Annotated in this window: 24 protein-coding genes and 1 pseudogene; 2 read left to right on the forward strand and 23 right to left on the reverse strand. The window is 34.2% G+C overall.

All coding sequences use genetic code 11. From position 1 onward, the window contains the following. Position 1: 1 nt before the first annotated feature. From rpmD to rpsL, 23 genes and pseudogenes are all read right to left on the reverse strand, one after another. Positions 2–180 (reverse strand): annotated as a pseudogene (rpmD, locus tag AC0L5U_RS08125) (50S ribosomal protein L30). A 12-nt stretch (positions 181–192) separates the two neighbouring features. Further along, entirely contained in the window at positions 193–717 is a 525-nt protein-coding gene (gene rpsE / locus AC0L5U_RS08130; protein WP_042245238.1) for a 30S ribosomal protein S5, read from the reverse strand. A gap of 6 nt (positions 718–723) precedes the next feature. After that, on the reverse strand, positions 724–1,083 hold the full coding sequence (gene rplR / locus AC0L5U_RS08135) for a 50S ribosomal protein L18 (RefSeq protein WP_473415753.1): 360 nt from the start codon (positions 1,081–1,083) through the stop codon (positions 724–726). A 10-nt stretch (positions 1,084–1,093) separates the two neighbouring features. Further along, on the reverse strand, positions 1,094–1,636 hold the full coding sequence (gene rplF, locus AC0L5U_RS08140; protein ID WP_473415754.1) for a 50S ribosomal protein L6: 543 nt from the start codon (positions 1,634–1,636) through the stop codon (positions 1,094–1,096). Between the two features lie 18 nt (positions 1,637–1,654). Beyond that, complete coding sequence (gene rpsH / locus AC0L5U_RS08145) at positions 1,655–2,053, reverse strand: 30S ribosomal protein S8 (RefSeq protein WP_473415755.1); 399 nt, start codon at positions 2,051–2,053, stop codon at positions 1,655–1,657. Positions 2,054–2,145: 92 nt separating this feature from the next. After that, positions 2,146–2,415 (reverse strand): 30S ribosomal protein S14, encoded by a 270-nt coding sequence (rpsN, locus tag AC0L5U_RS08150; RefSeq protein WP_013869031.1) that lies wholly within the window; start codon positions 2,413–2,415, stop codon positions 2,146–2,148. A gap of 3 nt (positions 2,416–2,418) precedes the next feature. Then, on the reverse strand, positions 2,419–2,970 hold the full coding sequence (gene rplE, locus AC0L5U_RS08155) for a 50S ribosomal protein L5 (RefSeq protein ID WP_473415756.1): 552 nt from the start codon (positions 2,968–2,970) through the stop codon (positions 2,419–2,421). A 2-nt stretch (positions 2,971–2,972) separates the two neighbouring features. Further along, entirely contained in the window at positions 2,973–3,284 is a 312-nt protein-coding gene (gene rplX / locus AC0L5U_RS08160; protein ID WP_473415758.1) for a 50S ribosomal protein L24, read from the reverse strand. Between the two features lie 15 nt (positions 3,285–3,299). After that, the gene (gene rplN, locus AC0L5U_RS08165; RefSeq protein WP_367055525.1) at positions 3,300–3,668 is read right to left on the reverse strand and encodes a 50S ribosomal protein L14; all 369 of its coding nucleotides are present in this window, start codon (positions 3,666–3,668) and stop codon (positions 3,300–3,302) included. Between the two features lie 2 nt (positions 3,669–3,670). Continuing rightward, positions 3,671–3,928, reverse strand: coding sequence for a 30S ribosomal protein S17 (rpsQ, locus tag AC0L5U_RS08170; protein ID WP_367055522.1), 258 nt, complete (start codon positions 3,926–3,928; stop codon positions 3,671–3,673). Positions 3,929–3,939: 11 nt separating this feature from the next. Beyond that, on the reverse strand, positions 3,940–4,131 hold the full coding sequence (gene rpmC / locus AC0L5U_RS08175; protein ID WP_473416220.1) for a 50S ribosomal protein L29: 192 nt from the start codon (positions 4,129–4,131) through the stop codon (positions 3,940–3,942). Positions 4,132–4,143: 12 nt separating this feature from the next. After that, the gene (rplP, locus tag AC0L5U_RS08180) at positions 4,144–4,563 is read right to left on the reverse strand and encodes a 50S ribosomal protein L16 (protein ID WP_473415759.1); all 420 of its coding nucleotides are present in this window, start codon (positions 4,561–4,563) and stop codon (positions 4,144–4,146) included. A gap of 20 nt (positions 4,564–4,583) precedes the next feature. Then, positions 4,584–5,306, reverse strand: a complete 723-nt coding sequence (gene rpsC / locus AC0L5U_RS08185) for a 30S ribosomal protein S3 (RefSeq protein WP_473415760.1) — start codon at positions 5,304–5,306, stop codon at positions 4,584–4,586. A gap of 7 nt (positions 5,307–5,313) precedes the next feature. Next, complete coding sequence (gene rplV / locus AC0L5U_RS08190) at positions 5,314–5,721, reverse strand: 50S ribosomal protein L22 (protein WP_473415761.1); 408 nt, start codon at positions 5,719–5,721, stop codon at positions 5,314–5,316. Positions 5,722–5,727: 6 nt separating this feature from the next. Continuing rightward, positions 5,728–6,006, reverse strand: a complete 279-nt coding sequence (gene rpsS, locus AC0L5U_RS08195) for a 30S ribosomal protein S19 (protein ID WP_044399704.1) — start codon at positions 6,004–6,006, stop codon at positions 5,728–5,730. A gap of 3 nt (positions 6,007–6,009) precedes the next feature. Continuing rightward, positions 6,010–6,837: a 50S ribosomal protein L2 gene (gene rplB / locus AC0L5U_RS08200; RefSeq protein WP_473415763.1), complete on the reverse strand. Its 828-nt coding sequence runs from the start codon at positions 6,835–6,837 to the stop codon at positions 6,010–6,012. A gap of 10 nt (positions 6,838–6,847) precedes the next feature. Beyond that, positions 6,848–7,138 (reverse strand): 50S ribosomal protein L23, encoded by a 291-nt coding sequence (rplW, locus tag AC0L5U_RS08205; RefSeq protein WP_019386269.1) that lies wholly within the window; start codon positions 7,136–7,138, stop codon positions 6,848–6,850. Between the two features lie 7 nt (positions 7,139–7,145). Beyond that, positions 7,146–7,775, reverse strand: a complete 630-nt coding sequence (rplD, locus tag AC0L5U_RS08210; RefSeq protein ID WP_473415764.1) for a 50S ribosomal protein L4 — start codon at positions 7,773–7,775, stop codon at positions 7,146–7,148. After that, positions 7,775–8,392 (reverse strand): 50S ribosomal protein L3, encoded by a 618-nt coding sequence (gene rplC, locus AC0L5U_RS08215; protein WP_473415766.1) that lies wholly within the window; start codon positions 8,390–8,392, stop codon positions 7,775–7,777. Before rplC ends, rplD begins: the two co-directional genes overlap by 1 nt. Positions 8,393–8,534: 142 nt before the next feature. Then, a complete protein-coding gene (rpsJ, locus tag AC0L5U_RS08220; protein WP_007650482.1) occupies positions 8,535–8,840 on the reverse strand; it encodes a 30S ribosomal protein S10 in 306 nt (101 codons plus the stop codon). 11 nt (positions 8,841–8,851) lie between these two features. Next, positions 8,852–10,978, reverse strand: coding sequence for an elongation factor G (gene fusA, locus AC0L5U_RS08225; RefSeq protein ID WP_473415767.1), 2,127 nt, complete (start codon positions 10,976–10,978; stop codon positions 8,852–8,854). 3 nt (positions 10,979–10,981) lie between these two features. Beyond that, the gene (gene rpsG, locus AC0L5U_RS08230; RefSeq protein WP_473415768.1) at positions 10,982–11,458 is read right to left on the reverse strand and encodes a 30S ribosomal protein S7; all 477 of its coding nucleotides are present in this window, start codon (positions 11,456–11,458) and stop codon (positions 10,982–10,984) included. A 20-nt stretch (positions 11,459–11,478) separates the two neighbouring features. Further along, complete coding sequence (gene rpsL, locus AC0L5U_RS08235) at positions 11,479–11,853, reverse strand: 30S ribosomal protein S12 (protein ID WP_042245171.1); 375 nt, start codon at positions 11,851–11,853, stop codon at positions 11,479–11,481. 235 nt (positions 11,854–12,088) lie between these two features. On the opposite strand from rpsL, the gene AC0L5U_RS08240 reads away from it, so the two are divergent. Beyond that, on the forward strand, positions 12,089–12,598 hold the full coding sequence (locus AC0L5U_RS08240; RefSeq protein WP_473415769.1) for a hypothetical protein: 510 nt from the start codon (positions 12,089–12,091) through the stop codon (positions 12,596–12,598). Beyond that, positions 12,595–13,782, forward strand: a complete 1,188-nt coding sequence (locus AC0L5U_RS08245) for a POTRA domain-containing protein (RefSeq protein ID WP_473415770.1) — start codon at positions 12,595–12,597, stop codon at positions 13,780–13,782. The genes AC0L5U_RS08240 and AC0L5U_RS08245 overlap by 4 nt, the downstream gene beginning before the upstream one ends. Positions 13,783–13,801 lie beyond the last annotated feature (19 nt).

The raw sequence follows: 13,801 nt of genomic DNA on the forward strand, positions 1-13,801 counted from the left end.
TTTAAGCTTCTTCAACAGAAACTAAATGTGAAACTTTAGCAACCATACCAAGAATATTTGGTGTAGCCTCGTGCTCTTTTACTTGTCCAATCTTTTTAAGACCTAAAGATTCTAAAACTCTTTTTTGTCTTTGCGTGCGATTGATTGCGCTTTTAACTTTTTTACTTTAATTTTTCCCATCGTTGATAGTTATTAAGCGTTAAAAACTTTTTCAAGTGAAATACCTCTATCTCTTGCAATAGCGTTTGCATCTCTTAATTGTAATAAAGCATCAAAAGTTGCTTTTACTACATTATGAGGGTTAGATGATCCTTGAGATTTTGATAATACATCATGTACACCAACTGCTTCAAGCACTGTTCTAACAGCACCACCAGCAATAACACCGGTACCAGGAGCTGCAGGAATAATATTTACTCTTGCACCACCGTATTTACCTTTTTGCTCGTGAGGTAAGGTTCCTTTTCTGATAGGGATACGTACAAGGTTTTTCTTAGCATCTTCAACAGCTTTTGCAATTGCACTAGCTACATCTTTAGATTTTCCTAAACCTTGACCTACAACACCAGCTTCATCTCCAACAACAACTATTGCTGAAAAGCCAAATGCTCTACCACCTTTTGTTACTTTAGTAACTCTTTGCACACCAACTAAACGATCTTTAAGATCTAATCCACCTGGTTTTACTAATTCTGCGCTTTTATATTTTTGATACATAATTTCTTAGAATTTAAGTCCTGCTTCTCTAGCACCTTCGGCTAATGATTTTACTCTACCATGGTATAAATAACCACCTCTATCAAAAGCTATAGTTTCAACGCCAGCTTTTAGAGCCTTTTCTGCAACAGCTTTACCTACTAAAGCAGCAACTTCACTTTTGTTACCTTTAGCTTTAGCGATAGCTTTATCTCTAGAAGATGCAGCGCTAATGGTTTTACCACTAACATCATCAACTATTTGAGCATAGATCTCTTTATTACTTCTAAAAACAGTTAATCTTGGTCTAGCTTCTGTTCCAGAAACTATCTTTCTAATTCTGCTTTTTATTCTTAATCTTCTTTGATTCTTTGTTAATACTGCCATAACTCAATTATTAAGCTGATTTACCTGCTTTTCTTCTTAATTCTTCTCCTACAAACTTAATTCCTTTTCCTTTGTAAGGTTCTGGCTTACGGAAACCACGAATTTTAGCTGCTACTTGACCAACTAATTGCTTATCAAACGAAGTTAATTTTACAATCGGGTTTTTACCTTTCTCTGATATTGTTTCAATTTTAACTTCTGGAGCTACATTTAAAACAATATTATGAGAAAATCCTAAGGCCAAATCTAATTTTTGTCCTTGGTTTGATGCTCTATAACCTACACCAACCAATTCTAATTCTTTAGTCCATCCTTTAGATACACCTTCAATCATGTTATTCATTAAAGATCTGTATAAACCATGCTTAGCTTTTTGATCTTTAGTGTCAGAAGAACGAGTAACTAAAACATTACCATCTTCTACTTTTATCTCAACAGAGTCGTAATTTTGTGTTAACTCCCCTAATTTACCTTTTACAGTTACAACGCCATCTTTAACATCTACTGTTACACCTTCTGGAATGGCTACTGGATTATTTCCTATTCTTGACATTTCTTTCTGGCTTTAATATTAGTAAACGTAACATAATACTTCACCACCTACATTGTCTCTTGTAGCTTGTTTACCAGTCATTACGCCATGAGACGTAGAAACGATGGCAATACCAAGACCATTAAGTACTCTAGGTAGTTCTTTAGCTCCAGCATACTTACGTAAACCTGGTGTACTAATACGTTGAATTTTTTTGATTACAGGTTCTTTAGTTTCTTTGTTGTACTTAAGAGCTATTTTAATAGTTCCTTGTACAGAAGAATTGTCGAACTTGTAGCTTAAAATATATCCTTGTTCGAATAATATTTTAGTGATGTCTTTCTTTAAGTTAGATGCAGGAATCTCAACCACTCTGTGGTTAGCTCTAATTGCATTTCTAACTCTAGTTAGATAATCCGCTATTGGATCTGAATACATATTTATTAATTTGCGGTGGTGGTTTTCAATACCGTCTTTCGGATTAAACCTTCTACCAATTTATAATTCTTTTTAATGCGATAAACGCTGGTCTACCAAGATGCCTTTTTTACACCTGGGATTAACCCTTGGTTTGCCATTTCTCTAAACATTACACGAGAGATACCAAATGTTCTCATATAACCTTTTGGTCTACCTGTAAGCTTACATCTGTTATGCTGACGGATAGGAGAAGCATTTTTTGGTAACTTTTGTAATGCTTCATAATCTCCAGCTTCTTTTAAAGCTTTGCGTTTTTCTGCATATTTAGCTACTGTTTTAGCTCTCTTTACCTCACGGGCTTTCATTGATTCTTTAGCCATATCTTAGTTCTTTTGAAAAGGTAACCCTAATTCAGTTAATAATGATTTTGCTTCTTTATCTGTATCAGCAGATGTTACAAATGTAATATCCATACCTGAGATTTTATTCACTTTATCAATGTTAATCTCTGGAAAGATGATTTGCTCAGTAATTCCTAAGTTATAATTACCTCTTCCATCAAAACCTTTAGCTTTAATTCCGCTAAAATCTCTAACACGTGGTAATGCTGAAGTTACTAAACGGTCTAAAAACTCATACATTTTTTCGCCACGTAAAGTTACTTTAACACCAATTGGCATTCCTTTACGTAATTTAAAAGTTGCAACATCTTTTTTAGACATAGTTGCGATAGCTTTTTGTCCAGATATAGTAGTTACTTCCTCCAATGCGTAGTCAATTAACTTCTTGTCTGCAACTGCTGCTCCAACACCTTTAGATATTATTATCTTTTGTAGTTTAGGAACTTGCATTACATTTTTATATCCAAATTCTTCTGTAAGAGCTGCAATTACTTTGCTTTTATACTCTTCTTTAAGTCTAGGTGAATATGCCATAACTATATTACTTCATTAGATTTTACTGAAAATCTTACTTTCTTATCGCCTTCTACTCTATACCCAACTCTTGTTGTTTCTCCGTTTGAAGTTAACAATGATAAGTTAGACACATGAATAGGCGCTTCTTTTTCTACGATTCCTCCTTGAGGATTTTGTGCACTTGGTTTAGTATGTTTCTTAACCATGTTTACACCCTCAACAATCGCTTTGTTCTTTTCTAATAATACCTTTTGTACCTTACCTTCAGATCCCTTATGATCTCCAGCAATTACTTTTACAGTATCTCCAGTTTTTATTTTAAGCTTTCCCATCTTAATTATTCTGTATTAAAGCACCTCTGGTGCTAATGATACAATCTTCATGAATGATTTATCACGAAGCTCTCTAGCAACAGGTCCAAATACACGTGTACCTCTCATTTCACCCGTAGGGTTTAATAAAACACAAGCATTATCGTCAAATCTTATATAAGATCCATCAGGACGTCTTACTTCTTTCTTAGTACGAACAACTACTGCTGTAGATACTGCACCTTTTTTAATGTTTCCATTAGGTGTAGCATCTTTTACAGAAACAACTATTTTGTCTCCTACAGAAGCGTATCTTCTTTTAGTACCACCTAATACACGGATAGTTAAAACTTCCTTTGCACCGGTGTTATCAGCTACTTTTAATCTTGATTCTTGTTGTACCATAATTATTTAGCTCTTTCAATTATTTCAACTAATCTCCAACATTTAGATTTACTTAAAGGTCGTGTTTCCATGATTCTTACAGTATCTCCTTCGTTACAGTCGTTTTGTTCGTCGTGTGCAACATATTTTTTTGTTTTTAACACGAACTTACCATACATAGGGTGTTTTACTTTTTTTACTTCAGCAACTACAATTGATTTTTGCATTTTGTTACTAGTAACAACTCCTATACGTTCTTTTCTTAAATTTCTTGTTTCCATTTTAAGCAGAATTATTGTAGTTCTCTTTTAGTTAATTCTGTCGCAATTCTTGCTACAGAGCGTCTTAAGCTACGTAACTGAATTGGATTTTCTAAAGGAGATATTGCGTGAGACAATTTAAGGTCTGAATAGCTCTTTTTAGTTTCACCAAGTTTTTCTTGTAACTCAGCTACAGATAATTCTTTAATTTCTGATTGTTTCATCATCTTAAATTATTATGCTTCGTAATCTCTAGCAATTATAAACTTAGTTTTAACTGGTAATTTCTGAGCTGCTAAACGTAATGCTTCTTGTGCAACGTCTAATGGTACTCCACCAACTTCAAATAAAACACGTCCTGGTTTTACTACCGCTGCCCAATATTCTACAGCACCTTTACCTTTACCCATACGTACTTCAAGAGGTTTCTTTGTAATAGGCTTGTCTGGAAATATTTTAATCCAAAGTTGTCCTTCTCTTTTCATGTAACGAGTAGCAGCAATACGTGCAGCTTCTATTTGACGCGATGTTAAAAAGTTCGAGTCTAATGATTTTATACCAAAAGTTCCACTTGAAAGTTGATGCCCTCTTCCGGCATTACCTTTCATACGTCCTTTTTGCTGTTTACGAAATTTTGTTCTTTTAGGCTGTAACATTTTTCTTTTACTTTAAAAAATTACTTTCTACGACGAGATTGATTCTTATTATCTCTTCCGCCTCTTCCACCTTTTCCTTTTTGTTTGGATAAACCAACAAGTGGAGAAAGCTCTCTTTTACCATATACTTCACCTTTCATGATCCATACTTTTACACCCAATCTACCATAAGTAGTGTGTGCCTCAACTAAAGCATAATCAATATCGGCTCTAAAGGTTGATAAAGGAATACGTCCTTCTTTGTAGTGTTCACTACGTGCCATTTCAGCACCATTTAAACGACCACTAATTTGGATTTTAATTCCTTCAGCATTCATACGCATTGTAGCAGCAATAGCCATCTTGATTGCACGACGGTATGAAATTCTATTTTCAATTTGGCGAGCAATACTTGATCCTACTAAAAATGCATCCAATTCAGGTCTCTTAATTTCAAAGATGTTAATCTGAACTTCTTTTCCAGTAAGCTTTTTAAGTTCTTCTTTTAACTTGTCTACCTCTTGACCACCTTTCCCGATAATGATACCAGGTCTAGCAGTAGTGATAGTAACGGTTACAAGTTTAAGAGTTCTCTCAATGATTACTCTACTAACACTAGCTTTAGCTAAACGTACATGAACGTACTTTCTAATTTTATCGTCTTCGGCTAGCTTATCGCCATAATCGTTTCCTCCGTACCAGTTAGATTCCCATCCTCTGATAATTCCTAAGCGATTTCCGATTGGATTTGTTTTTTGTCCCATACTTTTATTAAGCTTGTGTGTTATTGTTAGCTCCAACCACTAATGTTACGTGGTTTGAACGTTTTCTAATTCTGTGTGCACGACCTTGAGGTGCAGGACGTAATCTCTTTAACATAGATCCGCCATCAACTCTTATCTCTTTTACAATCAATTCAGCCGATTCAATATCAGCATCTTCGTTTTTAGCTTGCCAGTTTGCAATTGCAGACAATAACAATTTTTCTAAACGACCAGAAGCTTCCTTTTGGTTGAATTTTAAGATATTTAGTGCATGTTCTACTTTTTCGCCTCTTACTAAATCGGCTACTAAACGCATTTTTCTTGGTGATGTAGGACAATTATTAAGTTTAGCAAAAGCAACTTGCTTTTTAGCTTCCTTAATAGCGTCTGCCATTTGTTTTTTACGACTTCCCATAGCTTACTACTTTTTACCTTTATTTTTAGCACCTGCATGTCCACGGAATGAACGTGTTGGTGAAAATTCTCCTAACTTATGACCTACCATGTTTTCAGTTACATAAACTGGTACAAATTGACGGCCATTATGTACTGCTATAGTTTGTCCAACAAAATCTGGAGTAATCATACTTGCTCTAGACCAAGTTTTAATTACTGTTTTTTTATTAGCTTCAACATTTACAGCTACTTTTTTCTCTAATTTATAATGAACGTAAGGTCCTTTTTTTAATGATCTTGCCATGTCTTATTTCTTTCTACGTTCTACAATATATTTATTACTTGCTTTAGTCTTAGAACGGGTTCTGTAACCTTTAGCTGGAATACCGTTTCTAGAACGAGGATGTCCACCTGCAGACTTACCTTCACCTCCACCCATTGGATGATCAACAGGATTCATTACTACTGGTCTAGTACGTGGTCTTCTTCCTAACCATCTAGTTCTACCTGCTTTACCACCAACTAATAATTGGTGATCAGAGTTAGAAACAACACCTATAGTAGCCATACAGTTAGCAAGAATTAATCTTGTTTCACCTGAAGGTAATTTTACTGTAGCAAACTTACCATCTCTTGCCATTAATTGAGCAAAAGCGCCAGCACTACGCGCCATAACAGCACCTTGACCTGGACGTAACTCTACACAAGAAATAATAGTTCCTAATGGAATTTCACTTAATGGCATTGAGTTTCCAATTTCTGGAGCAATACCTGTTGTACCAGACACTACATTTTGCCCAACCTGAAGTCCATTTTGTGCAATAATGTATCTTTTCTCTCCATCTTGATAGTTCAATAATGCGATAAAAGCTGTTCTGTTTGGATCGTATTGAATAGAAGCAACTTCACCAGGAATACCTGCTTTGTCTCTTTTAAAATCGATAATACGATACTTTTTCTTATGACCTCCACCTATATAGCGCATGGTCATTTTTCCTTGACTGTTTCTACCACCAGACCTTTTGTTCGGAACGAGTAAACTCTTTTCCGGCTTATCAGTAGTAATGGCGTCATAACCATTTACTACTCTAAATCGCTGTCCTGGTGTGATTGGTTTTAATTTTCTTACTGACATTAGTCTTTAATTACATGTTACTGTATAAATCAATCATTTCACCTTCCGCCAGTTGTACAATTGCTTTTTTAACAGCATTTGTTTTACCATGTTGTATACCAGTTTTTGTAAACTTGGTACTACGATCTGGACGGACATTTATAGTACGAACTTTTTCAACAGAAACACCATAAGCAGCTTCCACCGCTTTTTTGATTTCTACCTTGTTCGCCTTTGTGTTCACCGCGAAAGTATAGCAGTTTCTCAACTCGCTATCCGCTGTCGCTTTTTCTGTGATTATAGGTTTAATTAAGATACTCATCTGTTTCTTATTTACTTAAGTTTGATTCAATTCCCTCTAGTGCTCCTTCTAAAAGCACTACTTGGTTTGCATTTAAAATTTTGTAAGTACTTATTTCTGAGCTAGTTACAACTTCAGAGCTTTTTAAATTGCGCGATGACAAATATACGTTATTATTTGACCCACCCAACACAAACAAAGATTTTTTGTTTTCTAAATCTAAAGCCTTTAAAACAGCAGTAAAGTTTTTAGTTTTTGGAGACTCAAAATTGAAATCTTCTAATACTACAATTGACTTTTCACTAGCTTTAATACTTAATGCTGATTTACGTGCTAAACGCTTCAAGTTTTTATTTAATTTGAAGCTATAGTTTCTTGGTCTTGGACCAAACATACGCCCACCACCTTTAAAAACACCAGACTTAATAGATCCTGCTCTTGCAGTACCAGTTCCTTTTTGCTTTTTAATCTTACGTGTACTTCCAGAAATCTCAGCTCTTTCTTTCGATTTATGAGTTCCTTGACGTTGGTTTGCTAAATATTGTTTAACATCCAAATATACTGCATGATTATTAGGCTCAATAGCAAACACATCTTTAGAAAGGTCTGCCTTTCTACCTGTGTCTTTTCCGTTTATATCTAAAACTGCTACTTTCATTACTTCTGAATTGTTACATAAGCGTTTTTGTGTCCAGGTACACACCCTTTAACCACAAGTAGATTCTTATCAGCAACTACTTTTAAAACCCTTAAATTTTGAACTTTCACTTTTTCACCACCCATTCTTCCGGCCATTTTCATGCCTTTAAATACGCGTGCAGGATAAGATGCAGCTCCAATAGAACCTGGCGCTCTTAAACGGTTATGTTGACCGTGAGTAGCTTGACCTACACCACCGAAACCATGACGTTTTACAACACCTTGAAATCCTTTTCCTTTAGATGTTCCTGCTACATCAACAAATTCACCCTCTGTGAAATGTTCAACAGTTATTGCATCTCCTAATTTGTACTCCTCATCAAAACTTTTGAATTCAACAACTTTGCGTTTTACAGAAGTACCCGCTTTTTTAGCATGACCTAAGTCTGCTTTAGTAGCGCTTTTTTCTGTCGCGTCATCGAAACCAAGTTGAATAGCTGAATAGCCATCAACATCTTCAGTTCTGACTTGGGTAACGATACATGGTCCAGCTTCGATTACTGTACAAGGAATATTCTTCCCGTTTTCATCAAAGATGCTGGTCATACCGATTTTCTTTCCAATTAACCCAGACATAATTATTTATTTAATTTATTACTATTTGTTATTTAAAACTCAAGGCCGAAATACATTTCAGCCTTGAATTGTATCTTTCCGTTTTTCCCGCGACCGCATCGGTGGGACATGTTATATTCCTGGACTTCACAGGAATGTCTAACTATACTTTAATCTCTACTTCTACACCACTTGGTAATTCAAGTTTCATCAAGGCATCAATTGTTTTTGATGATGAAGAGTAAATATCTAACAATCTTTTATAAGAAGATAATTGAAATTGCTCTCTTGATTTCTTGTTTACGTGTGGAGAACGTAATACAGTAAAAATTTTCTTGTGCGTTGGCAATGGAATTGGCCCAGTTACTACAGCACCAGTACTTTTTACTGTTTTTACAATCTTATCAGCAGACTTATCTACTAAGTTGTGATCGTAAGACTTAAGTTTTATTCTGATTTTTTGACTCATTTTCTTAAATTTTAAGCTTCAACGCCTTTAGCTGCTTTAATTACCTCTTCAGATATATTTGAAGGTGTTTGAGCATAGTGTGAAAATTCCATTGTTGATGTTGCACGACCAGAAGATAATGTTCTTAATGTTGTTACATATCCAAACATTTCTGATAATGGTACAGTAGCCTTTACAGTTTTTGCACCTGCTCTGTCACCCATATCACTTACTTGACCTCTTCTTCTATTTAAATCACCAACTATATCACCCATGTTTTCTTCAGGAGTAATAACTTCAAGTTTCATAATAGGCTCCATAATAACAGCTTTGGCTGCTTTTGCAACGTTTTTAAAACCTAATTTAGCTGCTAATTCGAAAGACAATTGATCCGAATCGACATCGTGATAAGAACCATCTCTTAAAGTAACTTTCATAGCGTCAACTTCAAAACCTGCTAGTGGTCCATTAACCATAGCCATTTTAAATCCTTTTTCAATTGACGGGATAAATTCTTTAGGAACATTACCACCTTTAATTACAGATTCAAACTGCAGTCCTACTTGACCTTCATCTGCAGGCTCAATAGTAAATACAATATCTGCGAATTTACCACGACCACCAGATTGCTTTTTATAAACTTCTCTATGATCTGCTGAAGCTGTAATAGCTTCTTTGTATTCAACTTGTGGTTGACCTTGATTTACTTCAACTTTGAATTCACGTTTTAAACGATCGACAATAACGTCTAAGTGAAGCTCTCCCATTCCAGAAATAATAGTCTGTCCTGAAGCTTCATCTGAACGTACTGTAAATGTAGGATCTTCTTCAGCTAATTTAGCTAAGCCCATTCCTAGTTTATCAACGTCTGCTTTAGTTTTTGGTTCAACCGCAATACCAATTACTGGATCAGGGAAGTCCATAGATTCTAAAACAATAGGATGTTTTTCAGCTGAAAGTGTATCTCCTGTTTTGATAGATTTAAATCCAACAGCAGCTCCAATATCTCCAGCTTCTATAAAATCAATTGCATTTTGTTTGTTAGCATGCATTTGATAAATACGAGAAATACGCTCTTTTTTACCTGAACGATTATTCAATACATAAGAACCAGCATCTAAACGACCAGAATACGCTCTAAAGAATGCTAAACGACCCACAAAAGGATCTGTAGCAATTTTAAACGCTAAAGCAGCGAATGGCTCCTTTACATCTGGCTTACGCAATTCTTCTTGTTCAGTCTCAGGATTAACACCTACAATACCTTCCTTATCTGTTGGAGAAGGCAAATAACGACATACAGCATCTAACAAGAACTGAACACCTTTGTTTTTAAATGCAGAACCACAAATCATTGGAATGATAGCCATATCCATTACAGCAGCTCTAAGTGCAGCATGTACCTCTTCTTCTGTAATAGAATCTTCATCTTCCATGAATTTCTCTAAAAGATCCTCATCATAGCCAGCAACTTCTTCAATAAGTAGTGCACGGTATTTACGAGCTTCTTCTTTTAAATCATCTGGAATTTCAATAACATCAAAAGTTGCCCCTTGAGTTTCATCATGCCATACAATAGCACGATTTTTTACTAAATCGATAATTCCTTTAAAATCTTCTTCGTCACCAATGTTTAAAACGATTGGCACCGCATTAGATTTTAACATATCTTTTACTTGTTGACAAACACCTAAAAAGTCAGATCCTTGACGGTCCATTTTATTAACAAAACCAATTCTAGGTACTTTATAGTTGTCAGCTAATCTCCAGTTAGTTTCAGATTGTGGTTCAACACCATCAACTGCACTAAATAAAAATACTAAACCATCCAATACACGTAACGAACGATTTACTTCTACTGTAAAATCAACGTGACCTGGTGTGTCAATTATATTAAAGTGATATCCTTTAGTTTCAGATGTTGGCTCTCCATTTTCAATAGGAAACTTCCATGTACAAGTTGTAGCAGCCGAAGTAATTGTAATACCTCTTTCTTGCTCTTGCTCCATCCAGTCCATTGTTGCAGCACCATCATGTACCTCTCCAATTTTATGAGAAACACCTGTATAATATAGAATACGCTCTGTAGTTGTAGTTTTTCCTGCATCAATATGTGCAGCAATACCTATATTTCTAGTAAATTTTAAATCTCTTGCCATTTCTTAAAATCTAAAGTGAGAGAATGCTTTATTAGCCTCTGCCATTTTATGAGTATCTACTCTTTTCTTAACCGCTGCACCTTCTTCTTTAGCTGCTGCTAAAATTTCAGAAGCTAAACGTTGTGCCATAGATTTTTCATTACGCTTTCTAGCATAACCAATTAACCATTTCATGGCTGTTGAAATCTTACGATCTGGACGAATTTGCATTGGAATTTGAAATGTTGCACCACCAACACGACGACTACGTACTTCTACGTGAGGCATTACGTTTGATAAAGCATCTTTCCATGTTTCTAAAGCTGTTTTTTCTTCGTCAGTTTTTTTAGCATCTACAATATCAATTGCATCGTAGAATACTTTAAAAGCTACAGACTTCTTACCGTCCCACATCATGTTGTTCACAAAACGTGTTACCAATTGATCGTTAAATCTTGGATCTGGTAAAAGTGGTCTTTTTTTCGCTGCTCTTTTTCTCATGTCTTCTTCTTAAAGTTTAATTACTTCTTAGGGCGTTTTGCACCGTACTTAGATCTACGTTGAGTTCTTCCAGCAACACCTGCTGTATCTAACGCACCACGAACAACGTGATATCTAACACCTGGCAAATCTTTTACCCTTCCACCTCTAACCAATACTATCGAGTGCTCTTGTAGATTGTGTCCCTCTCCACCAATGTATGCATTAACCTCGTTACCGTTTGTTAAACGAACCCTTGCTACCTTTCGCATTGCTGAGTTAGGTTTTTTAGGAGTTGTTGTGTAAACACGAGTACATACACCACGTCTTTGCGGACAAGAATCTAAAGCAGCCGATTTACTCTTCTTGGTTATTTTGGCTCTTCCTTTTCTTACTAATTGTGAAATTGTTGGCATATATTTCTATATAAAATTTTATTAACCTCTATTTAGAGGGCTGCAAAGGTAGAAATTAAAATCAATTATTCAAACCCTAATTCATTAATTTTGAAGAGTTTTTGAAATTAAATTTTTAGAGCATATTAAAAGTGCGCTTTTTCCGTTAGATTTACATGAAAAATGATGGATGATAGATGACTGAATACAGAAGAAGTAAACATGAGTTTCAAAAATAAAAAAGCAATCTTTAAGCGTGCAGAAATCTTATTTTTTAATCCTTATTATATATATACTTTTTTCTTCTGAAGTATTTAGCCAAAATTTATTATTAAATATTGAAGGGAAAACAACTCCTGAAACTGATGTGATTGACTCTCTGGGTTACACAAAGAGTCATCAAAATTATTTATCCGTTAAAAATGAAGTTGATTCTTTAAGAGTGCTTCTTAATTCAATAGGGTTTATTGAAAATAGATTGATTGAAATTAAAAAGAAAAACGATTCCCTGTTCACCGCAAACATTCATTTGAATAAAAAATTCAACACCTTATATATATACTATAATATATCTGAGATAAATGAAGCTCTTATAAATTCAATTTCAAAAGAAACATATGACGGTTATTTTACCATTAATATTAACAACCTTGAAACTACTTTAAACTATTTAAATTCTGAATTGGCAAATAATGGCTTTCCTTTTTCAAAATTAAAATTATCTAATATTGAAAAAAAGACAAAAACAATCTTAAAGCTAATTTGATAATCGTTTCAAACGATAAGAAAAGAACCATAGATGCCATTAAAATTGTTGGATACGAAAAGTTCCCGAAATCTTACCTAAAACATTATCTCAAATTAAAAACATCCCAAGTTTTTGATTTAGCAACCATAAAAAATAAAACCGAACAACTAAATAATTTAAGATTTGCAAACCAAGTAAAGTCTCCCGAAGTGTTATTTCAAAAAGATTCCACGTCCTTATATATATATGTAGAAAAATCTAAAAGCAATAACTTTGATGGATTTTTAGGTTTTGGGACAAATGAAGACACCAATAAATTAGAGTTTGATGGTTTTTTAAACTTAAAGCTTAATAATAATTTGAATTTTGGAGAAACTTTTGGCCTACTTTACAAAAGTGACGAAAATGATCAAGATACTTTTGATGCCAGTTTAAACCTTCCCTATTTATTTAACACCCCTATTGGTATTGATTTAAATCTAAGAATTTTTAAAAAAGATTCTTCCTTTACAACTATTGATCAAAAGGCAAAGATTAATTATCAAATAAATGCATTACATAAAGTTTCTGCTGGAGTTTCTGGTATTGAATCTAATAATTTGCTTTCTACAAATACAGTTACCTCACTTCAGGATTACAAATCAAATTACTTTTCAATCTCCTATGAATATTTAAAACCTCAATATTTTGATGTATTATTTCCAATAAAATCAAACTTTTACTTAGAAACCAATTTTGGAAATAGAAATACTGATACTAAGAAAACAAAACAATCGCTTTTAACCCTAAAGACATTTAATAGTTTCAACCTTAACAGAAAAAACAGCATTTTTATCAATATTGATGCTACAACTTTGACTTCAGATAATTATTTTGACAATGAACTATTACGTTTTGGAGGCATTAATTCTATCAGAGGATTTGAAGAAAATAGCCTATTTGCTTCATTATTTGGAGTTCTTAACACAGAGTATCGCTACAGGCTAAGCAATTCTATTTATATACACTCTATTATTGATTTAGCTTATTTTGAAAATAAATCTACAAACATTAAAGAAAAACTATTTGGTTATGGTTTCGGATTCGGGATTCTCACTAATTCTGGATTATTGAAGTTTAATTATGCTAATGGTAAAAATGAAAACCAGACGTTTAAGCTCTCTAACTCCAAAATACACATTAGTTTAGTAGCTAGATTTTAATGTTTATATAATTACATCT

The organism is Jejuia sp. G7-7, assembly GCF_055808955.1.